Origin of the sequence: Streptomyces sp. NPDC056128, from assembly GCF_042263835.1 — a bacterium.
GTDB lineage: Bacteria > Actinomycetota > Actinomycetes > Streptomycetales > Streptomycetaceae > Streptomyces.
On record NZ_JBHJVQ010000031.1, the window covers coordinates 55,618 to 75,076 of the forward strand.

A 19,459-nucleotide genomic window follows, 5' to 3' on the forward strand; every position below is an offset into this window, starting at 1 on the left:
GGAGCGCGATCCCCCGATTACGCGGGGGAGCCTGCGGCAGGGGACCGGAACCGGCCTCTCACACGTGCGACAGGCACCATGCCCCGAGGGCCAGCGCGACCACGGCGGCGACACTCGCGGCGGTCGCCGATGCGACGGGGCTCACACCGTGCGCGACGGGCCGGCCGTGCCGCACCCGCGTCGTGGTCCACACCAGCAGACCGGCCCCGAACAGGGCGAACACCAATCCCGCGAAGATCGCCGGCCCGCTCTCCATGGTCCCCGTGCCCCTTTTCTCCAGCCCGCGCGTGTGCAGCATCGGGGACGCTGTCACGCGCGGGCGGCGGGCAGGCGAACCCGAGGTGAACGGGGAGCCGACGGGCGGCCGGCCACCGCGCGTGGCTCGTTCTTCCCGTTCGGCGACGGGAGGGCGGGGACCGGTGAGGCATGTCTCCACGAGGCACGCCTCTACGTGGCATGTCTCTACGCCGGTTCGAGGAAGCCCTGCTCCACCAGCAGCCGGATCTGGGCGGGAGTGCGGTCGCGCAGCGCCACCGGGTCCTCGCCGACCAGCTGGGCGATGGCGTCCAGGATGCGGCCCGCGCTCATGGTGCCGTCGCAGACGCCCGCGAAACCGGCGCCGACCGTGTCGACCCGGGTGGCCCGGCGCATGCCGCGGTTCTGGCGCAGGACGACGTGCTCCGGGTCCTCGGCGCCGGGCAGCCCGACCTGCTCCTGGACGACCTCGCCGGCCAGCGTGAAGTGCGCTTCGAGCAGGGCGGCGTCGTCGTGGGCGCGGAGGTAGTCGACGCGGTCGAAGTGCGCGCGCACCGTCTCGCCGAGCGGCTGCTCGATCGGGTGCGGCCACTCCTCGGCGACGACCGAGGGCTCGGCGGCCCCGGTCCGGCGCAGCGTGATCCAGCCGAAGCCGACGGCCCTGACCTTGCGCGCCTCGAACTCGTCCAGCCACGCGTCGTACCGCGCCTGGTACTCGGCCGCGTCACCGCGGTGGTCGCCCGCGTCCCTGAGCCACAGCTCGGCGTACTGCGTGATGTCCTGCACCTCGCGCTGCACGATCCAGGCGTCGCAGCCGCGCGGCACCCAGGAGCGCAGCCGGTCCGTCCAGTCCTCCCCCTCCACGTGCTGCCAGTTGGCGAGGAAGTGCGCGAACCCGCCCGGGTTCAGCCGCTCCCCCGTCTCCTGAACGAGCCGGCGGCACAGATCGTCCCCGCCCATGCCGCCGTCGCGGTAGGTGAGGCGGGCGCCGGGCGAGATCACGAAGGGCGGGTTGGAGACGATCAGGTCGTACGTCGCGTCCTCGTCGACCGGCTCGTACAGCGAGCCCTCGCGCAGCTCGGCGGCCGGGGCCCCGGACAGGGCGAGCGTGAGCGCGGTGATGTGCAGCGCGCGCGGGTTGACGTCGGTGGCCGTCACGCGCGTGGCGTGCGCGGCGGCGTGCAGCGCCTGGATGCCGGAGCCGGTGCCGAGGTCGAGGGCGGCGGAGACGGGGGTGCGCACGGTGAGGCCCGCGAGGGTCGTGGAGGCGCCGCCGACGCCGAGGACGACGCCCTGGGCGTGGTTGCCGATGCCTCCGGCGCCGCCGACCGCGCAGCCCAGGTCGGAGACGATGAACCAGTCCTCGCCGCCGGGTCCGCCGTAGGGCCGTACGTCCACGGTGGCCGCCACCTCGTCGTCCGTCCGGACCAGCCAGCCGGTCTCCAGGCAGGCGTCGACGGGCAGAACGTCCGTCACGCGCGCGTGGGGCACGGGTTGCTGGAGCAGGAACAGCCGGACGAGCAGTTCGAGCGGCGTGTCGCCGCGGGTGGCCCGGAGCGCGGGCACGGTCTCGCTGCGCGACAGCGCCGCGTAGGCGGGGGCACCCAGCAGCTCCAGCAGTCCGTCGGCGGTGAAGGAGGCCCCGAGCAGGGCGTCCCGCAGCCGGGCGGTGACGTCGGGGCGGTCGGCGGAGGGCAGGGGGGACAGGCTGGCGTTACTCACACCCCCATTGTGGCCCCGCTCTCCGCCCTCCGCCCCGTGTCGGCGTGGGGAGATCAGCCCGCCGTGGCCGACGGCGTCACGGAGGCCGCCTTGCAGCTCTCCTGCTTCGCCATCGCCTGGCCGACCTCACCCTCCTCCAGGGTCTTCAGCGCGTCGCTGCCGCTCTTGCTGAGCTTGTTCAGCTCGGTGGCGATGTCCTTGAGGCCGTCGGCGAACTTCGCCTGGTCCTTGGTGTCGAGGTCCTCCACCTGCTTCCTTAGGGAGGCGTACGACGTGGAGAGGCCGTTCAGCTCGGTGACCGCGTCCTTCTGCTTCTTCTCGCCGTCCTCGACGTCCGGAGCGCCGGCCTTCTGGACGGTGGCGCCCATCGCCTTGTAGGCGTCGGACATGTCCTGGAACGCCTTCGCGTCGGTCTTCTGGACCTCCGCCGGAGTGCTGTTGTCCGAGGTCTCCTTCTGGATCGCCGCGTTGGCCGCCTCGATCTTCTTGGCCTGCGGCTGCACCCCGTCGCAGACGTCCTTCGCCCAGGAGTTCAGCTTCTCGTTGTCGTCGCTGCCACCGCATCCCGTCAGCGCCAGTGCCAGTACCGCACCGCCGGACAGTGCGACCGCGAGCTTCTTGTTCACCGGTTTGGTCCCTTCCATGGCTCTCGGCCCCGGAACATACACGCCGGATGGGGGACATCCGCCGGACGAACATCCGTTAAGACCGTATTGCAGCCATTTGCACCAAGAGAGAGAAGGGTCACGGTGAAGGGAGCGCACAGGCACGGGGCGGGCGGCCGACGCGTCAACACGCGCCGTCCGCCCGCCTCTTGAGCTGCGCCTCCTACGAGGGTCCCGCGCCGTCCGCTACGAAACCACCGCCGGATCGGCCGACTTGGGCTCGTGGCCGGCGTTGTCTTCGTCACCCATCGCGATCCCGCGCCGCTTGGACACGTAGACCGCCCCCGCGATGACAAGGAACGCGAGGACCGCGATCACCACCCGCACGCCGATGCTCTTGTCGGCCCCGTAGGAGAACTTGATGACGGCGGGCGCGATGAGCAGTGCCACCAGGTTCATGACCTTCAGCAGCGGGTTGATGGCCGGTCCCGCGGTGTCCTTGAACGGGTCGCCGACCGTGTCGCCGATCACGGTGGCGGCGTGGGCCTCGCTGCCCTTGCCGCCGTGGTGGCCGTCCTCGACGAGCTTCTTGGCGTTGTCCCAGGAGCCGCCGGAGTTGGCGAGGAACACCGCCATCAGGGTGCCCGCGCCGATGGCGCCCGCGAGGAACGCGCCGAGCGCGCCCACGCCGAGCGTGAACCCGATGAAGATCGGCGCCAGCACGGCGAGCAGTCCGGGCGTGGCGAGTTCCCGCAGGGCGTCCCTGGTGCAGATGTCGACGACCTTGCCGTACTCGGGTTTCTCGCTGTAGTCCATGATTCCGGGCCGCTCCCGGAACTGCCGCCGCACCTCGTAGACCACCGCGCCCGCCGACCGCGACACCGCGTTGATCGCCAGCCCCGAGAAGAGGAAGACGACCGCCGCGCCCGCGATGAGCCCGACGAGGTTGTTGGGCTGCGAGATGTCCATCATCAGGCTCATCGGCGCTCCCTCGCCGCTGAGTTTCTCGCCCACGTCCGCCGCGCCGGTGGTGATGGCGTCGCGGTACGACCCGAACAGGGCCGCCGCCGCGAGGACCGCGGTGGCGATGGCGATGCCCTTGGTGATGGCCTTGGTGGTGTTGCCGACGGCGTCCAGGTCGGTGAGCACCTGGGCGCCCGCGCCGTGGACGTCGCCGGACATCTCGGCGATGCCCTGCGCGTTGTCGGAGACCGGACCGAAGGTGTCCATGGCGACGATCACACCGACCGTGGTGAGCAGGCCGGTGCCGGCCAGCGCCACCGCGAACAGCGCCAGCATGATCGAGGCGCCGCCGAGCAGGAACGCCCCGTAGACGCCGAGGCCGATCAACAGGGCGGTGTAGACGGCGGATTCGAGACCGAGCGAGATACCGGCGAGGACGACGGTGGCGGGACCGGTGAGCGAGGACTTGCCGATGTCCTTGACGGGGCGCCTGGTGGTCTCGGTGAAGTAGCCGGTGAGCTGCTGGATCAGGGCGGCCAGCACGATGCCGATGGCCACCGCGACGAGCGCGAGGATCCGCGGGTCGCCGCTCTTGCCCGCGATCGCCGCGTCGGTGACGCCGTCCAGCTCGGAGTACTTCCCGGGCAGGTAGACGAAGACGGCCACCGCGACCAGGACGAGCGAGATCACCGCGGAGATGAAGAAGCCTCGGTTGATCGCGCTCATGCCGCTGCGGTCGGAGCGCCGGGGCGCCACCGCGAAGATGCCGATCATGGCGGTGACCACACCGATCGCCGGCACCAGCAGCGGGAACGCCAGCCCGGAGTCGCCGAAGGCCACCTTGCCGAGGATCAGTGCGGCCACCAGGGTGACGGCGTAGGACTCGAAGAGGTCGGCGGCCATGCCCGCACAGTCGCCGACGTTGTCGCCCACGTTGTCGGCGATGGTCGCGGCATTGCGCGGATCGTCCTCCGGAATGCCCTGTTCGACCTTGCCGACCAGGTCGGCGCCGACGTCGGCGGCCTTGGTGAAGATGCCGCCGCCGACCCGCATGAACATCGCGATCAGCGCGGCACCGAGGCCGAAGCCCTCCAGGACCTTCGGCGCGTCGGCCGCGTAGACCAGCACCACGCAGCAGGCGCCCAGCAGGCCGAGCCCCACCGTGAACATGCCGACCACGCCGCCCGTGCGAAAAGCGATCTTCGTCGCCTTGTGCGAGACGAGAGTGAGATCCTTTTCCGGTTCGCCCGGGGCCGGAGTCGCTTCCCGCGCCGCCGCGGCGACACGCACATTGCTGCGCACGGCGAGCCACATGCCGATATAGCCGGTGGCCGCCGAGAACGCCGCGCCGATCAGGAAGAAGATCGATCTCCCGGCTCGTTGATTCCAGTCGTCCGCGGGCAGCAGCATGAGCAGAAAGAACACGATCACGGCGAATACGCCGAGCGTGCGAAGCTGCCTGGCCAGATAGGCGTTAGCGCCTTCCTGGACGGCCGCCGCGATCTCTTTCATGCTCTCGGTGCCCTCGCCCGCCGCGAGCACCTGGCGCACCAGGATGCCCGCGAGCACCAGCGCGGCCAGTGCGACGACGGCGATGACCGCGATCAGGACACGGTTTCCGTCGGTGAGCACGGCGGCCGCGAGGGTCGAGGGGTCGCCCAACTGATGAGGGGTGGAAAGCTCCGCCATTCGTCCTCCTTGACGCTTGGGCTGAGCTCAAGATGTGGACGGGATTGTAGGTACCGGAAGCTGATCAAAACAGTGCACGACAAAAGGAAATGACCTGTCAACCACAAGGAGCCGAGAAGTAGTAATGCCCTTCCCGCATTAATGTCTCGACTTCCTGTCGTGATCCATTTACCACGCCATTGATCGTGAATGAATTCACTTGACGCCCGCACGGCACCACTGTAGATCCGCACATGACGAAGGGCCCTACGAGGTAGGGCCCTTCGGGTGATACGGGTGGGTGATGCGGGAGCGGTCAGACCGGCGGGAGCACCGCCGGCGCGGTCGGCCAGGTCATGCGGATCAGTCCGCCGTCCTCACCGGCCTTGACCTCCACGTCGTCGACGAGTCCGCTGATGACCGCGAGGCCCATCTCGTCCTCCTCGGCCTCCGGTTCGTCGGCCCCGGCACCCGGGGCCCGGTCACCGGGGACCGCGTGCGGCGCCTCATCGCCGACCTCGATGGAGAACTGCTTCTCCTCCTCGATCAGCGACACCTTGACCGGCGCCGTGATGCCGACGTGCTGATGCAGGCCCACAGCCCGCGTGCATGCCTCGCCGACGGCGAGCCTGACCTCGTCGAGGACGGCCTCGTCCACTCCGGCCCTTCGTGCCACCGCGGCCGCCACCAGACGGGCGGTACGGACATGCTCGGGCAGCGCGCTGAAGCGGAGTTCAACGGTGGCCATGCATCCCCCTAGGAACTACGGGCGTGCTTTCGAGGGTCCGGGCCGCCGACGGCCCGGACCCCCCTCGTTCTCTCGCCGTCCCGGGCCCGCGGGCCCGGGACCGGTCGTCAGTCGGTGGCCGCCACCGCTTCCTCGACCGAGGTGTGAATGGGGAACACCTTGGTGAGGCCGGTGATACGGAAGATCTTGAGAATGCGCTCCTGGTTGCAGACCAGGCGCAGCGAGCCCTCATGGGCGCGCACCCGCTTCAGTCCGCCGACCAGCACGCCGAGCCCCGTGGAGTCGAGGAAGTCCACGCCCTCCATGTCGACGACGAGGTGGAAACTCCCGTCGTTCACGAGCTCGACCAGCTGCTCACGCAACTTGGGCGCGGTGTATACGTCAATTTCGCCACCGACCTCGACGACCGTACGATCGCCGACGGTACGGGTCGACAGGGACAGGTCCACGGATCCTCCAGCACCTTGCTATCGAGCGGTCGTCCATCGGGACACCTCGGCTTGAAGCCCCCAGGACGGTACGCCAGCCGCGATGGCATTCAATCACTTACCGGCAGGCGTGCACGACGCCTTGGTCCCATTGTCCGTCACGCCAGTGACAGACTCGGTGCCGATGGCCAAGAATCACCGACCCGATCGACCCCCGGCGGAGCCCGGCTCCCGGCCGGAACCAGGCACGGTCCTGGACCGGCTCGCCGCGGGACCGAGTCGGGCTGCGCGCATCACTCATACGGAGCACTTGCCCCCGCGTGCGGGCCGTCATGCCGTCTGGCCGGACCGGATTCGGCCGGAGGTCGTCGCCGCCGTGCAGGCCGCGGGTATCGAACATCCGTGGGCCCACCAGGCACGTGTCGCCGAGCACGCCCTGGACGGCGACTCCGTGGTGGTCGCCACCGGCACCGCCTCCGGCAAGTCCCTGGCCTATCTGGTGCCGGTGCTGTCGACGCTCCTGGACGGCTCCGAGGCCCCCAACGGACGCGGCGCCACCACCCTCTACCTGGCCCCGACCAAGGCACTCGCGGCCGACCAGTGCCGGTCGGTGAAGGAACTTTCACAACCTCTCGGCACGGCCGTCCGCGCCGCGGTGTACGACGGCGACACGCCGTTCGAGGAACGCGAGTGGATCCGCCAGTACGGCACCTACGTGCTGACCAACCCGGACATGCTGCACCGCGGCATCCTGCCGTCCCACCCCCGCTGGTCCTCCTTCCTGAAGTCGCTGAAGTACGTCGTCGTCGACGAGTGCCACACCTACCGCGGCGTCTTCGGCTCCCACGTCGCGCAGGTGCTGCGCAGGCTGCGCCGACTGTGCGCCCGCTACGGCGCGTCGCCCGTGTTCCTGCTCGCCTCCGCCACGGCCGCCGAGCCGTCGAGGGCGGCCCGCCGGCTCACCGGGCTCCCGGTCGTCGAGGTCGCGGACGACGCCTCACCGCGCGGTGAACTGGTGTTCGCCCTCTGGGAGCCGCCGCTGACCGAGCTGGAGGGCGAGAAGGGCGCCCCGGTGCGCCGCACGGCCACCGCCGAGGCCGCCGACCTGCTCACCGACCTCACCGTCCAGGGCATGCGGTCGATCACCTTCGTACGGTCCCGGCGTGGCGCCGAGCTGATCTCGGTGATCGCCCAGGAGCGCCTCGCCGAGGTCGACCGCTCCCTGACCCGGCGCGTGGCGGCGTACCGCGGCGGCTACCTCCCCGAGGAACGCCGCGCCCTGGAGCGTGCCCTGCACTCCGGCGAACTCCTCGGGCTCGCGGCGACGAACGCCCTCGAACTCGGCCTCGACATCTCCGGCCTGGACGCCGTGGTGATCGCGGGGTACCCGGGCACGCGGGCGTCCCTGTGGCAGCAGGCGGGCCGGGCGGGTCGCGCGGGTCAGGGGGCCCTGGCGGTGCTGGTCGCCCGGGACGACCCGCTGGACACCTTCCTCGTCCACCACCCCGAGGCGCTGTTCGACCAGCCCGTCGAGTCGACCGTCCTCGATCCCGACAACCCCTACGTCCTCGCCCCCCATCTGTGCGCGGCGGCGGCCGAGCTGCCCCTGACGGAGGAGGACCTGAAGCTCTTCGGCCCCGCCTGCGAGGAGCTGCTGCCCCAGCTGGAGGCGGCCAAGCTGCTCCGCCGGCGGACCCGGGCCTGGCACTGGACACGCCGGGAGCGGGCCGCCGACCTGACGGACATCCGAGGGGAGGGCGGACGTCCGGTCCAGGTCGTCGAGGCCGGGACGGGGCGGCTGCTGGGCACGGTGGACGCCGGTGCCGCCCACACGAGCGTCCACGAGGGCGCCGTGCACCTCCACCAGGGGCGCACCTATCTCGTCCGCTCCCTCGACCTGGAGGACTCCGTCGCGCTGGTGGAACAGGCCACCCCCGCCTACTCGACGGTCGCCCGCGACACGACGGCGATCTCGGTCCTGGAGACCGACATCGAGGTCCCCTGGGGCGACGGGCGCCTCTGCTACGGCTCCGTCGAGGTCACCAACCAAGTGGTCTCCTTCCTGCGCCGGCGCCTCATCACCGGCGAGGTCCTGGGCGAGACGAAGCTCGACCTCCCTCCTCGGACGCTGCGCACGCGCGCGGTCTGGTGGACGGTCACCGAGGACCAGCTCGACGCGGCCCGGATCAACCCGGAGATCCTCGGCGGCGCCCTGCACGCCGCCGAGCACGCCTCCATCGGCATGCTGCCGCTGTTCGCGACCTGCGACCGCTGGGACATCGGCGGGGTGTCGATCCCGCTGCACCCGGACACGCTGCTCCCCACCGTCTTCGTGTACGACGGCCACCCCGGCGGCGCGGGTTTCGCGGAGCGCGCCTTCCACACGGCCCGCGAATGGCTCACGGCCACCCGGGAGGCCATCGCCTCCTGCGAGTGCGACGCCGGCTGCCCGTCCTGCATCCAGTCCCCCAAGTGCGGCAACGGCAACGATCCGTTGCACAAGCGGGGGGCGGTGCGGCTGCTCACGGTGCTGCTGCGGGGCGCGGAGGCGGCGGCAGCGGCGGTGGAGACGGAGCGGCCTCGGACGGCACAGACCGAACAGACGGGACAGACGGGACAGGCTGAAGCGGAGCAGGCTCAGTAGGCAGAGGTTCGGTGGGCTGGGGTTCGTCGGGCTGAGGCCCCGTGGGCAGGCCCGGGCCCGCCCTCGCACGGACCTCCGCCGCGAACGGGCCCCGGCCCGACGCCGCCGACACGTCCGAGACCTGCCCGGTCAGCACACAGCGCACCAACCGTGCCCCCTGGGCCCGCGCGACCCGGTCGGCCTCGGCACACGCCGCCGTGCCGCCGCGGGCCCAGTGGTCCGCCGCCGCCAGCGCCGCCAGATCGGCGCCTCCGGCGGCGCGGTGCCGGGCCACCACCGCCTGTCCCAGGGCCAGCACGATGCCGAACACCAGGCACAGGACGGCGACGGCGCCCACACTCCAGACGGTGGCGGACCCCTGGTCATGGGCGCGCCTCACGGCTCCGCCCCCACCGCTCGCTCCGCCGACGCCACGGCCTCCTCCCGTACCTCGAAGGGGAGGCCGTGCAACGCCGGTGGCTCGGCCACCACGACCACACGGACCAGGCCCGCCTCCCGGACCACCGTGACCCGTGCGCCGCGCGGTGCCGCCTCCCGGGCGAGCTCGACGACCGCGCCGTCCGGGTCCTGGCGTGCCGCCGCGCGTGCGCCCGTGCGGGCCGCGTCCACGCACTGGATCTGGGCGGCCACCACCAGCAGCCCCCACACCAGTGCCATCGCGAACACCACCAACACCGGCAGCACCACGGCCGTCTCGGCGGTCACGAACCCTCCGTCGGAGCGGCGTCCGCACCCCCGGCGGGCTCCCGGCACCGCCTGTGTCCCGGCCGTCCGCTCACATCCGCGCATCGAGCGCCCGCTTCACGATGCCCTGCAACTCGGCGCTGACCGTACCGCTCGTCACGACCTTGTAGAGGACCACGGCGAACGCCACCGCCGCGACGATCCCCATCGCGTACTCCGACGTGACCATGCCCGCGTCCCGCCCCGCGCCCCGTCGCCGCAACGCCGTCCGTGCTCCGCACACCAGGGCACTCAGCCGTGCCCGTACCGCCTGATACATCTCAACCCCCTTGAGGTTCGATCCCGTTGTTCACTCGCTCTCCGGCTCGCGGCCGGTACGCCCCCGTTCCGTCAGCGACCACCTCCCCCGTCTCCCAACACCCCGCCGGCCAGCCCGATGACGACCGGCAGTACGCCCACCGCGATGAAGGCGGGCAGGAAGCACAGCCCCACCGGCGCGGTGACCATGACGGCCGCCCGGCGGGCCCGGGCCGTCGTGGTGCGGGCCCAGTCGGCGCGGGCCTGGGCGGCGAGCCGGGCGGCCGGACCTGCCGCGGGCAGTCCCGACACGTCGGCCCGTTCCAGCAGCCGCGCCAGTGGACCGGCACCCGGGATCCCGGCCAACCCGCGCCAGGCACCGTCCGGTTCACCGCCCAGTCGCACCTCCGCGGCGCCACGCCCCAACGCCTCTCCCACGGGCCCGCCCAAGGCGTCCCCCACCGCCCGCGCGGCGGTCACCGGACTCGCACCCGCCGCGATGCAGGCCGCCAGCAGATCGGCAGCCAAGGGCAGTTGACGCGCGGCCTGTGTGGCGATGGCCCCGGCCGCGGGCGTGCCGGTGGCAGGGCGTCGGGAGCGTCGCCGCCACAGCACCGCCGCGCCCGCCAGTCCCACCACGGCACCGGCGGCACCCCCGACCACGACCCAGCCGGCACACACCGTGCCCAGCAGCGGCAGCCACGCGCGGGCGACGGCCCGCACCTCCTCGGTGCGTCGTGGCGTCACGCGGGCCGGGACCGGCGTCAGCAGCCCCGTGAGCCGCCTGTGCACCGTCCGCTCCCGCCGCGCGGCTCCGAGCACCCGCGCCGCCCAAACGACCGCCGCCAGAACCCCCACCACTACCCCCAGCCTGTGGACAACGTCGCCGTTCACGACACCGCCTCCGCTCCGCGCACGATCCGCGTCACCCACCACACGCCCAGGCCCTCCAGCAGCCCGCCGGCCAGCAGGCAGCCGAGCCCTGCTCCGGTGTGCAGCAGCACGTGCAGCGGATCGGAGCCGAGGGCGACGCCGAGCAGGAGACCGAGGACCGGCAGGCCCGCGAGCATCACCGCCGTGGCCCGGGCGCCCGCCAACTGGGCGCGCAGGTCGGAGCGCTGGTCCCGCTCGGCACGCAACGCGCCCTCCAGCCGGTCGAGTCCGGCGGCCAGCCCCGCCCCCTGGTCGACGGCGACCCGCCAGCAGGCGGCGAGACCCCGCAGCCCCTCGGCGCCCGGCTGCCGCGCCGCCGCCGCGAGCGCCCCCGGAACGTCCCCGCCGAACCGGGCCGCCGCCAGCACGGCCGCCTGCGCGTCCCCCAGCCCGCCGGAGTCACGCTCGGCGCACAACAGCGCCTCGCCGGGCTGCCGACCCGCCCGCACCTCCCCGGCGAGCGCGCCGCAGAGCGCGAGCACCGCGTCCTGCCGCCGCTCCCGGGCCCGCCTCGCATCGCCGGCCAGTCGCGTCCGGCGCAGTACCGGCACCCCGGCCGCTCCCGCGAGCAGCGGCAGCACCGAGGCGCCCAGCAGCGCCACCACCAGCCCCGCGGCCGGGGACCACCACTCGAACCCCAGTCGGCCACGGGCCCGCCACAGCCGCTCCGTCATCCGGCGCACCGGCGGCGGTCCGGTCCCGCCCTGCCCGCCTTCCGCCAGCACCGCCCGCGCGCGTCGTACGCCGGAGTGCCATCCGCCAGCCAGCCAGGCGGCGGTCCCCAGGCACGCCAGGGCCACACCCGTCGACAGCTCACCCGTCCCCGTCACCGTCACCGCTCGCCTCCCGTCCGACGCGCTCGCCCGTCGAGCCCTCCGACCCCTTCGAGCCCTCCGACCCCTTCGAGCCCTCCGACCCCTTCGAGCCCTCCGAGTCCCTCGAGCCCTCCGAGCCCCTCACCGCGCAGCAGCTCCCGCAGCCGCTCCCACCCGCGTTCGGCCACGAAGGCCGCCGTGCCCCACCGCAGGGCCGGTACCGTCCGCACCAGCCCCGACGGGTCCCGCTCCAGTACGTGCACCTCGGCGATCCGGCGCCTGCCGGTCCGGTCGCGGACCAGGTGCAGGACGACCGAGAGGGCCGCGGCGAGCTGGCTGTGCAGGGCCGCGCGGTCCAGGCCGGCCGCCGTGCCGAGCGCCTCCAGCCGGGCCGGTACGTCGGCGGCGGCGTTGGCGTGCACCGTCCCGCACCCGCCTTCGTGACCGGTGTTCAACGCCGCGAGCAGGTGGACCACTTCGGGGCCGCGCACCTCGCCCACGACCAGCCGGTCCGGGCGCATCCGCAGCGCCTGCCGGACCAGGTCCTCAAGGGTGACCAGGCCCGCGGCCTCCTGGTTGGCGGGTCTGGTCTCCAGGCGGACGACATGCGGGTGATCCGGCCGCAGTTCCGCCGAGTCCTCGGCCAGCACGATGCGCTCGTCCGGTCCGACGAGCCCGAGCAGCGCGCTCAGGAGCGTCGTCTTGCCGCTGCCCGTGCCTCCGCTGACGAGGAACGACAGCCGGGCCCGCAACAGGGCGCGCAGCACCCGGTCCCCGCCCGGCGGCACGGTGCCCGCCGCCGCCAGCTCGTCGAGCGTGAACGCGCGCGGTCGCACCACCCGCAGCGACAGGCAGGTGCAGCCGACGGCGACCGGTGGCAGCACCGCGTGCAGCCGGGTGCCGTCGGGCAGCCGGGCGTCCACCCACGGCCGGGCGTCGTCGAGCCGTCGTCCGGCGACGGTGGCGAGGCGCTGGGCGAGCCGCCGTACCGCCCCGGCGTCCGGGAAGGAGACCGGCGTGAGTTCCAGACCACCGCCCCGGTCGACCCAGACCCGGTCCGGTGCGGACACCAGCACGTCGGTCACCGACGGGTCGGCGAGCAGCGGTTCCAGTGGCCCGCTGCCGACCAGTTCCGACCTGAGCTGGGCCGCGGTGCCGAGGATCTCGGCGTCTCCGAGCACCCGCCCCTGTTCGCGCAGGGCCTGCGCCACGCGCGCGGGTGTCGGTTCCGCCCCGCTCTCGGCCAGCCACCTCCGCACCCCGTCGAGCATCCCGGGAGCGGGAGCCGATCCCTGAGCCCCACCCGCGACCGAACCGGCCGACCGGACCGGACCGGCCCCACCCGAGGGCGTCCGGGAGGCCCAGCCGGGGACGACTCCGGCAGCCCGCCCCCTCGGTGTCTCGGAACCGCGCCCGCGCCCTCCGGATCCCCCGGGCACCACCGCGCCCCCTCCCTCGCCCGACTCCCCCAAGAACACCGAACCCACCGCGCTCACACCGCACCCCCCGTCTCCACCAGCGCCCGGTCCCAGAACTCCCGGCAGAAGCGCGCCAGCGGTCCGCGGGCGGACGTGCCCGGTGGGCGTCGGCTCTCCGTGGCGCGCAGGAGTCCCGACTCGACCGGTACCTCACCGGCCAGGGGCAGTCCGAGCAGCCGGGCCACCTCGCGGTCGTCGAGTCCGGAGGCGTACGGCCCGCGTACCGCGACGCGGAGGTCGCGCAGGACCATGCCGACCGCGGTGGCCACCCGGCCGGCCGCCGCGACGGCCCGCAGCTCGGCGGGGACGACGAGGAGCCCGACGTCGAGCTGGGCGAGGACCTCCGCGACGCTGTCGTCGATCCGGCGCGGCAGGTCGACGACGACCGTGCCGCCCCGGCGCCGGGCCGCGGCGAGCACCGCGCGGACGGCCTGCGCCGGTACCGCGACGCAGTCGCCCCGGTCCCAGCTGAGCACCCGCAGCGCATGCAGCTCCGGCAGCGACTCCTCCAGGGCGCCGCCCCCGACGCGTCCGCGCGAGGCGGCGAACGCGGGCCACCTCAGCCCGTCTGCGGTCTCACCGCCGAGGAGGACGTCCAGACCGCCGCCCAGCGGATCGGCGTCCACCAGCAGGCTGCGCATCCCCTCCCGCGCGGAGGTGACGGCGAGCGCGCAGGCCAGCGTCGACGCTCCCGCGCCGCCCCGGCCGCCGATGACGCCGACGGTGAGGGCCGGCCTGCCGACGCCCTCGGTGACGTCGGCGATGCGGTCGACCAGCCACTGCTCGCCGTCGGGCAGCATCAGCACGTGGTCGGCTCCGATCTCGACGGCCCGCTGCCAGACCCCGGAGTCGTCCTGGTCGCGGCCGACGAGGACCACGCCCCGCCTCCGCACCGCTCCGCGCACGCGCCGCGCGGCGTCGTCACCGACGATCACGAGCGGCGCGGCCTCCCAGCCCCCGAGTTGTCCGGACGCCCCGCCCCCGGTCCCCCCGGCGGCCACCCCCGACACCCCCGACACCGCCGGCAGCGAGTGGTGCACCTCCGGTGTGGCGCCGGCCGCGGCGCACAGGCGCAGCAGATCGTCGAGGAGTTCGGTGTCCTCCGTGACGATCAGCGGCCCGGCGCGCCGTCCTCCCGCGGTGGGCGGCGGATCGTGCGTGATGTTTCCGGCCATGGTTCGCTTCCCCCTTCGATTCGCGGCCGTGTGAAGAACCGGAAAGCGATCCCCGCATGAACGGCCGACATGACGCGTCCGGCAAAGAGATCCGGCCGCAGAAGTCGGGGCGGCCCGGACGCATGGGAATCACGGTGCGGCGAACGCGGAAATAGTGTGGATCTTGGTCCAAAACTGTGGACAAGTTGACGATTGTGAATATCGCCGTCACTCAAACCGGTGAGCCCCGACCGAGGCCTCCCGCACCCCCGCCCACGCTCCGTTCGCACCGCGTCCGCACCCCGCGCACGGCTTCCGCAGAGCAGCCTCGCAACTACACTGAGTAGCCGATCATGGGCATGCCAAGAAAGCCTCCGTACGTCACCACGACACGGAGACCGGAACAGGACGAGAGCCGGAAAACCCACCCGGACATGCGACGACCCCCGCCGGGGGGGAGAGCGGGGGTCGTCTCCACGGCCGACTCGGGGGGGGAGGAGTCGGACCGGGTTAGCACGGTCGCGAACGATCCGTGACTTCCATGGTGTACCCGAGAGCCCTCTCAGGCAAACCCACACGCCCCACCTTACGCCGAATGGGCTGCACCTATGCTCGGGGTCGTGGAAAACCACCCCTTGCCCCACTCCGTGCCCCGCACAGCGGCCTTCTTTGACCTGGACAAGACGGTCATTGCGAAGTCGAGCACGCTGACGTTCAGCAAGTCGTTCTACCAAGGCGGACTGATCAACCGCAGGGCTGTGTTGCGTACCGCATATGCCCAGTTCGTCTTCCTCGCCGGAGGGGCCGACCACGACCAGATGGAGCGGATGCGGGAGTACCTGTCCGCGCTGTGCCGGGGCTGGAACGTCCAGTTGGTCAAGGAGCTGGTCGCCGAGACCCTGCACGACCTGATCGACCCGATCATCTACGACGAGGCCGCGTCCCTCATCGAGGAGCACCACACCGCCGGCCGCGACGTCGTGATCGTCTCCACGTCGGGCGCCGAGGTCGTCGAACCGATCGGTGAACTGCTGGGCGCGGACCGGGTGGTGGCGACCCGCATGATCGTGGGCGACGACGGCTGCTTCACCGGCGAGGTGGAGTACTACGCGTACGGACCCACGAAGGCGGCGGCGATCCGGGAGCTGGCCGAGTCGGAGGGCTACGACCTGTCCCGCTGCTACGCCTACAGCGACTCGGCGACCGACCTGCCGATGCTGGAGGCCGTCGGCCACCCCCACGCGGTGAACCCGGACCGGGCACTGCGCCGCGAGGCTCTCACGCGCGGGTGGCCGATTCTCGATTTCCACCGGCCGGTGCGGCTCAAGCAGCGGATCCGGGGGTTTTCCGTACCGCCCCGCCCGGCCCTGGTGGCCGCGGCCGCGGTCGGTGCGGCGGCGGCCACCGCGGGCCTCGTCTGGTACGCGAGCCGACGGCGGTCCGCGGCAGCCTGACGGCGCGCCCGCCAGTAGGGCCCTTTCACCCGCGTATGAGCGCAAAAGTAAAGAAGTGCGGCGAGCACTACCGCTTGCTCGGGGGCAGGAGTACAAAGGAATCAACGGCCCGCGAGACCAAGGACATCCGAAAGGATCACCTTAGAGAACGCATTTGGCCCCACGGACCGAGCATGGCCACTGGGCACCCACGCGACGTCGACCCGTCGATTACGGGCCAGCCGCACCAGGTGACGGGCAAAGTACCCGGCCTGATGGGCAACACATCGAGGACGCTTGGTACCCCGGTGGGCATGCCAGCGGCGGTACGAATCCTCGTACCGCCGCATTTCTCTGCCCGGCGTGCCCGGCGCCTACGCCGCCCCCCGCTGGAGCGCCTCGCACACCGCCGTCGACTCGCGCGCGCCCAGTGTGACCGCACTGCCGCAGTGGGCGATCCAGGCGGCCATGCCCTCAGGGGTTCCGGAGACGTAGCCGTCGAGCGCGGCCAGGTAGGGCGCGCGCCCCAGTTCGGCGTAACCGACCTCGGCCGGGCAGACCGACTTGGGGTCGAGGCCGCTGCCGACCAGGACGATGCGCTCGGCCGCGCGCGCGACCAGGCCGTTGTGGGAGGTGAAGGGCCGCAGGGCCAGGAGTTCGCCGTGCACGACGGCGGCCGTCACCAGCGCCGGCGCGGAACCGCCCGCGGTGACCAGCGCGGCGAGCCCGTCCAGCCGGCCGTGCGCCTCCCCGGCGCCGGGCAGGGGCAGCTCGACGAGCGGTTCGTCCACCGGCTCGCCCTCCTGGCGGGGCCGTCCCACCTGGTCCGCCTTGTCGGCGGCCGCGACCAGGTGCAGCCGGGCCAGCACCCGCAGCGGCGACTGACGCCAGATGGAGAGCAGCTGCCCCGCCTCGGCGGTCAGCCGCAGGGCCGCGCCCACCGCGCGTGCCTCGGCGTCACCGCTGAAGTCGGTCCGCCTGCGGACCTCCTCCAGGGCCCAGTCCGCCCCGGACAGCGCGGCCGAGCCCCGGGCGCCGCGCAGGGCCGCCTCGGAGGTGATCTCGTTGCTGCGGCGCCGCATGATCCGGTGGCCGTAGACGCGGTCCACGGCCTTGCGTACGGACTCCACGGACTCGGCCACGCCGGGCAGTGCGCCCAGGGCCGCGAGCGGATCGGCGGTCGCGCCTGTCGTACTCATGAGTACGACCCTACGCATCCCGGCGCCGCACCCCACGAATGAGTGGTCTTCTTCACGTATTACCGGGCCCGTGTGCCACGTACAGCTATCGAGCCACTACGCTTGGTGAACATGAAAATTGCTTTCGTTGGGAAGGGCGGCAGCGGCAAGACCACCCTGTCCTCCCTGTTCGTCCGCCATCTCGCCGCCGGCGGCGCGCCCGTCGTCGCGATCGACGCCGACATCAACCAGCACCTCGGGGCCGCGCTGGGCCTCGACGAGGCGGAGGCGGCCGGGCTGCCCGCGATGGGCGCGCACCTGCCGCTGATCAAGGACCATCTGCGCGGCACCAATCCGCGTATCGCCTCCGCCGAGAAGATGATCAAGACGACGCCGCCCGGCGAGGGCTCGCACCTGCTGCGGGTGCGCGAGGACAACCCGGTGTACGACGCCTGCGCCCGGCCGGTGGAGCTCGACGGCGGGGCCGTCCGTCTGATGGTCACCGGCCCCTTCACCGACGCCGACCTGGGAGTCGCCTGCTACCACTCCAAGACGGGAGCGGTGGAGCTGTGCCTGAACCACCTGGTCGACGGCCGTGACGAGTATGTCGTGGTCGACATGACCGCCGGCTCGGACTCGTTCGCCTCCGGCATGTTCACCCGCTTCGACATCACGTTCCTCGTCGCCGAGCCGACCCGGAAGGGCGTCTCCGTCTACCGCCAGTACAAGGAGTACGCGCGCGACTTCGGCGTCGCCCTGAAGGTCGTAGGCAACAAGGTGCAGGGACCGGACGACCTCGACTTCCTGCGCGACCAGGTCGGCGACGACCTCCTGGTGACCGTCGGGCACTCGGACTGGGTGCGCGCCATGGAGAAGGGCCGCCCGCCCCGGTTCGACCTCCTGGAGGACGTCAACGACCGTGCGCTGCGCGCCTTGCGCACGGCCGTGGACGAGACGTACGAGTCGCGGGACTGGGAGCGCTACACGCGCCAGATGGTCCACTTCCACCTGAAGAACGCCCAGAGCTGGGGCAACGAGCGCACCGGGGCCGACCTGGCGGCGCAGGTCGACCCCGGCTTCGTCCTCGGCGAGGAGGTCGCCGCCCCCGCGTGACCCCCGCGCGGGGGCCGCCGCGCTACTGCTTGGCGGCCGGCGCCCCTGGGACGCCCTTCGGCGCCGGTGCGGGCGCGGCCGACAGGAAGGGCGCCCAGCCCTTGGCGGGGGCCTCGCCGACGCCGAGGGTGCGCAGCTTCTTCAGGACCTTCGGATCCTGTGCGTCGAGCCAGTCCGCGAGCTGCCGGAAGGAGACGCAGCGCACCTCCTCCTTGTTGCACACCTGCTCGATGACCTCCTCGATGGCGCGCATGTAGGTGCCGCCGTTCCAGGACTCGAAGTGGTTGCCGATGATCAGGGGTGCGCGGTTGCCGTCGTAGGCCCGCTGGAAGCCCTGGAGCAGGCTGTCACGCATCTGGTCGCCCCAGAACTCCCGCTTGGCGGGGTCGCCCTGGGTGGTGGTGCCCGACTGGTTGACCATGTAGTTGTAGTCCATGGTGAGCTGCTCGTAGGAGTGGCCGGGGAACGGCACGAGCTGCATCGAGAGGTCCCACAGGCCCTGCTTCTTGGCCGGCCAGACCTGGTTGTTGACGCCGCTGCTGTCGTAGCGGAAGCCCATCTCGCTCGCGGCCCGCACGAAGTTCTTCTGGCCCTCCAGGCACGGGGTGCGGGCGCCGATCAGCTCCTTGTCGTAGTCGAACGGAAGGGGCGCCGCGTTCTTCGTCCCGGTGTTGGTCTTCCAGGACTTCACGAACTGCTTGGCCTGGCTGATCTCGTCCTTCCACTCCTCGACCGACCACTCGCCGACGCCGCCGCCGGGGCCGCAGAAGTGCCCGTTGAAGTGGGTGCCGATCTCGTTGCCCTCCAGCCACGCCAGACGCAACTGCTCGACGGTGTCGGCGATGCCCTGCTCGTCGTTGAAGCCGATGTCGGAACGGCCCGGGGAATGCTGCGGCGGCCTGTACAGGTCCCGCTTCTCCTTCGGCAGCAGATACACGCCGCTCAGGAAGTACGTCATCGTGGCGTTGTTCTCCTTGGCCACTTCGCGGAAGTGGGAGAACAACTTCTGACTGTCCTCGCCCGCGCCGTCCCACGAGAAGACCACGAACTGCGGGGGCTTCTGGCCGGGCTTGAGCCGTTCGGGGCGCGGCAGGTGCGGCTGCGCCCCGGTGTACGCGGTGGAACCGTCGCCGATCAGGCGGACCGCGTTCTTCGGCGCCGGGGCGGCTTTCCCTTTTTCCCTCTGCGAGCCATGTGTCCCTTCGCCGGAACCGCTGCCGCTGTCGAGCGTGCAACCGGCGAGCGCGGAGGCGCAGACCGCCGCGACCACGGTGCACGCGGCCATCCTGCGGGTGGTGGCCATGTTCCGCCCACCTTCTTCCTTCTCTCGGGCCAACGCCG

The 19,459-nt window shown here is 72.3% G+C and carries 17 protein-coding genes and 1 pseudogene; 3 read left to right on the forward strand and 15 right to left on the reverse strand.

The window, feature by feature from the left end:
• Positions 1 to 58: 58 nt before the first annotated feature.
• The 6 genes from ACFC1X_RS34290 to bldG all read right to left on the reverse strand — a co-directional run bounded on the left by ACFC1X_RS34290 (position 59) and on the right by bldG (position 6,410).
• Positions 59 to 256, reverse strand: coding sequence for a hypothetical protein (locus tag ACFC1X_RS34290; protein WP_122616931.1), 198 nt, complete (start codon positions 254 to 256; stop codon positions 59 to 61).
• Positions 257 to 462: 206 nt separating this feature from the next.
• Positions 463 to 1,977 carry a methyltransferase gene (locus ACFC1X_RS34295; protein WP_376361611.1) on the reverse strand — a complete coding sequence of 505 codons (1,515 nt, stop codon included), beginning with the start codon at positions 1,975 to 1,977 and terminating at the stop codon, positions 463 to 465.
• A 53-nt stretch (positions 1,978 to 2,030) separates the two neighbouring features.
• Positions 2,031 to 2,621: a small secreted protein gene (locus tag ACFC1X_RS34300; RefSeq protein WP_307014080.1), complete on the reverse strand. Its 591-nt coding sequence runs from the start codon at positions 2,619 to 2,621 to the stop codon at positions 2,031 to 2,033.
• 207 nt (positions 2,622 to 2,828) lie between these two features.
• Complete coding sequence (locus tag ACFC1X_RS34305; RefSeq protein ID WP_376361615.1) at positions 2,829 to 5,234, reverse strand: sodium-translocating pyrophosphatase; 2,406 nt, start codon at positions 5,232 to 5,234, stop codon at positions 2,829 to 2,831.
• A gap of 295 nt (positions 5,235 to 5,529) precedes the next feature.
• Complete coding sequence (locus ACFC1X_RS34310) at positions 5,530 to 5,961, reverse strand: ATP-binding protein (RefSeq protein ID WP_376361618.1); 432 nt, start codon at positions 5,959 to 5,961, stop codon at positions 5,530 to 5,532.
• A 107-nt stretch (positions 5,962 to 6,068) separates the two neighbouring features.
• Positions 6,069 to 6,410, reverse strand: coding sequence for an anti-sigma factor antagonist BldG (gene bldG, locus ACFC1X_RS34315; protein ID WP_003975386.1), 342 nt, complete (start codon positions 6,408 to 6,410; stop codon positions 6,069 to 6,071).
• 82 nt (positions 6,411 to 6,492) lie between these two features.
• Between bldG and ACFC1X_RS34320 the strand changes: the two genes are divergently transcribed.
• The gene (locus tag ACFC1X_RS34320) at positions 6,493 to 9,033 is read left to right on the forward strand and encodes a DEAD/DEAH box helicase (protein ID WP_376361620.1); all 2,541 of its coding nucleotides are present in this window, start codon (positions 6,493 to 6,495) and stop codon (positions 9,031 to 9,033) included.
• Positions 9,034 to 9,145: 112 nt separating this feature from the next.
• Here ACFC1X_RS34320 and ACFC1X_RS34325 read toward each other — a convergent pair.
• The 7 genes and pseudogenes from ACFC1X_RS34325 to ssd form a co-directional block, all read right to left on the reverse strand.
• Positions 9,146 to 9,412, reverse strand: a pseudogene (locus tag ACFC1X_RS34325) (Rv3654c family TadE-like protein); the annotation flags it as partial.
• Positions 9,409 to 9,738 (reverse strand): TadE family type IV pilus minor pilin, encoded by a 330-nt coding sequence (locus tag ACFC1X_RS34330; protein WP_376361622.1) that lies wholly within the window; start codon positions 9,736 to 9,738, stop codon positions 9,409 to 9,411. The gene ACFC1X_RS34330 and the pseudogene ACFC1X_RS34325, both read right to left, overlap by 4 nt.
• Positions 9,739 to 9,808: 70 nt before the next feature.
• Positions 9,809 to 10,036 carry a DUF4244 domain-containing protein gene (locus ACFC1X_RS34335; RefSeq protein ID WP_376361624.1) on the reverse strand — a complete coding sequence of 76 codons (228 nt, stop codon included), beginning with the start codon at positions 10,034 to 10,036 and terminating at the stop codon, positions 9,809 to 9,811.
• A 71-nt stretch (positions 10,037 to 10,107) separates the two neighbouring features.
• Positions 10,108 to 10,908, reverse strand: coding sequence for a type II secretion system F family protein (locus tag ACFC1X_RS34340; protein ID WP_376361626.1), 801 nt, complete (start codon positions 10,906 to 10,908; stop codon positions 10,108 to 10,110).
• Positions 10,905 to 11,777 carry a type II secretion system F family protein gene (locus tag ACFC1X_RS34345; protein ID WP_376361676.1) on the reverse strand — a complete coding sequence of 291 codons (873 nt, stop codon included), beginning with the start codon at positions 11,775 to 11,777 and terminating at the stop codon, positions 10,905 to 10,907. Before ACFC1X_RS34345 ends, ACFC1X_RS34340 begins: the two co-directional genes overlap by 4 nt.
• Before the next feature lie 2 nt (positions 11,778 to 11,779).
• Positions 11,780 to 13,033, reverse strand: coding sequence for a TadA family conjugal transfer-associated ATPase (locus ACFC1X_RS34350; protein WP_376361628.1), 1,254 nt, complete (start codon positions 13,031 to 13,033; stop codon positions 11,780 to 11,782).
• Between the two features lie 221 nt (positions 13,034 to 13,254).
• Complete coding sequence (gene ssd, locus ACFC1X_RS34355) at positions 13,255 to 14,415, reverse strand: septum site-determining protein Ssd (RefSeq protein WP_376361630.1); 1,161 nt, start codon at positions 14,413 to 14,415, stop codon at positions 13,255 to 13,257.
• 587 nt (positions 14,416 to 15,002) lie between these two features.
• On the opposite strand from ssd, the gene ACFC1X_RS34360 reads away from it, so the two are divergent.
• Positions 15,003 to 15,848, forward strand: a complete 846-nt coding sequence (locus tag ACFC1X_RS34360) for an HAD family hydrolase (RefSeq protein ID WP_376361632.1) — start codon at positions 15,003 to 15,005, stop codon at positions 15,846 to 15,848.
• A 353-nt stretch (positions 15,849 to 16,201) separates the two neighbouring features.
• Here the strand turns inward: ACFC1X_RS34360 and ACFC1X_RS34365 are convergent, their stop codons facing one another.
• Positions 16,202 to 17,026 (reverse strand): oxidoreductase, encoded by an 825-nt coding sequence (locus ACFC1X_RS34365; protein WP_365642582.1) that lies wholly within the window; start codon positions 17,024 to 17,026, stop codon positions 16,202 to 16,204.
• 111 nt (positions 17,027 to 17,137) lie between these two features.
• Here ACFC1X_RS34365 and ACFC1X_RS34370 point away from each other — a divergent pair, with 111 nt between their 5' ends.
• A complete protein-coding gene (locus ACFC1X_RS34370) occupies positions 17,138 to 18,118 on the forward strand; it encodes an ATP-binding protein (protein WP_376361635.1) in 981 nt (326 codons plus the stop codon).
• 22 nt (positions 18,119 to 18,140) lie between these two features.
• Here the strand turns inward: ACFC1X_RS34370 and ACFC1X_RS34375 are convergent, their stop codons facing one another.
• Entirely contained in the window at positions 18,141 to 19,421 is a 1,281-nt protein-coding gene (locus ACFC1X_RS34375) for a hypothetical protein (protein WP_376361637.1), read from the reverse strand.
• Positions 19,422 to 19,459 lie beyond the last annotated feature (38 nt).

Bases quoted from the DNA above. Each gene is read 5' to 3' on its own strand.
- ACFC1X_RS34350 (WP_376361628.1), bottom strand. From the start codon at position 13,033: ATGCTCGACGGGGTGCGGAGGTGGCTGGCCGAGAGCGGGGCGGAACCG.
- ACFC1X_RS34365 (WP_365642582.1), bottom strand. From the start codon at position 17,026: ATGAGTACGACAGGCGCGACCGCCGATCCGCTCGCGGCCCTGGGCGCA.
- ACFC1X_RS34310 (WP_376361618.1), bottom strand. From the start codon at position 5,961: ATGGCCACCGTTGAACTCCGCTTCAGCGCGCTGCCCGAGCATGTCCGT.
- ACFC1X_RS34335 (WP_376361624.1), bottom strand. From the start codon at position 10,036: ATGTATCAGGCGGTACGGGCACGGCTGAGTGCCCTGGTGTGCGGAGCA.
- ACFC1X_RS34305 (WP_376361615.1), bottom strand. From the start codon at position 5,234: ATGGCGGAGCTTTCCACCCCTCATCAGTTGGGCGACCCCTCGACCCTC.
- ACFC1X_RS34370 (WP_376361635.1), top strand. From the start codon at position 17,138: ATGAAAATTGCTTTCGTTGGGAAGGGCGGCAGCGGCAAGACCACCCTG.
- ACFC1X_RS34360 (WP_376361632.1), top strand. From the start codon at position 15,003: ATGCTCGGGGTCGTGGAAAACCACCCCTTGCCCCACTCCGTGCCCCGC.
- ACFC1X_RS34300 (WP_307014080.1), bottom strand. From the start codon at position 2,621: ATGGAAGGGACCAAACCGGTGAACAAGAAGCTCGCGGTCGCACTGTCC.
- ACFC1X_RS34320 (WP_376361620.1), top strand. From the start codon at position 6,493: ATGGCATTCAATCACTTACCGGCAGGCGTGCACGACGCCTTGGTCCCA.
- ACFC1X_RS34290 (WP_122616931.1), bottom strand. From the start codon at position 256: ATGGAGAGCGGGCCGGCGATCTTCGCGGGATTGGTGTTCGCCCTGTTC.
- ssd (WP_376361630.1), bottom strand. From the start codon at position 14,415: ATGGCCGGAAACATCACGCACGATCCGCCGCCCACCGCGGGAGGACGG.
- ACFC1X_RS34375 (WP_376361637.1), bottom strand. From the start codon at position 19,421: ATGGCCACCACCCGCAGGATGGCCGCGTGCACCGTGGTCGCGGCGGTC.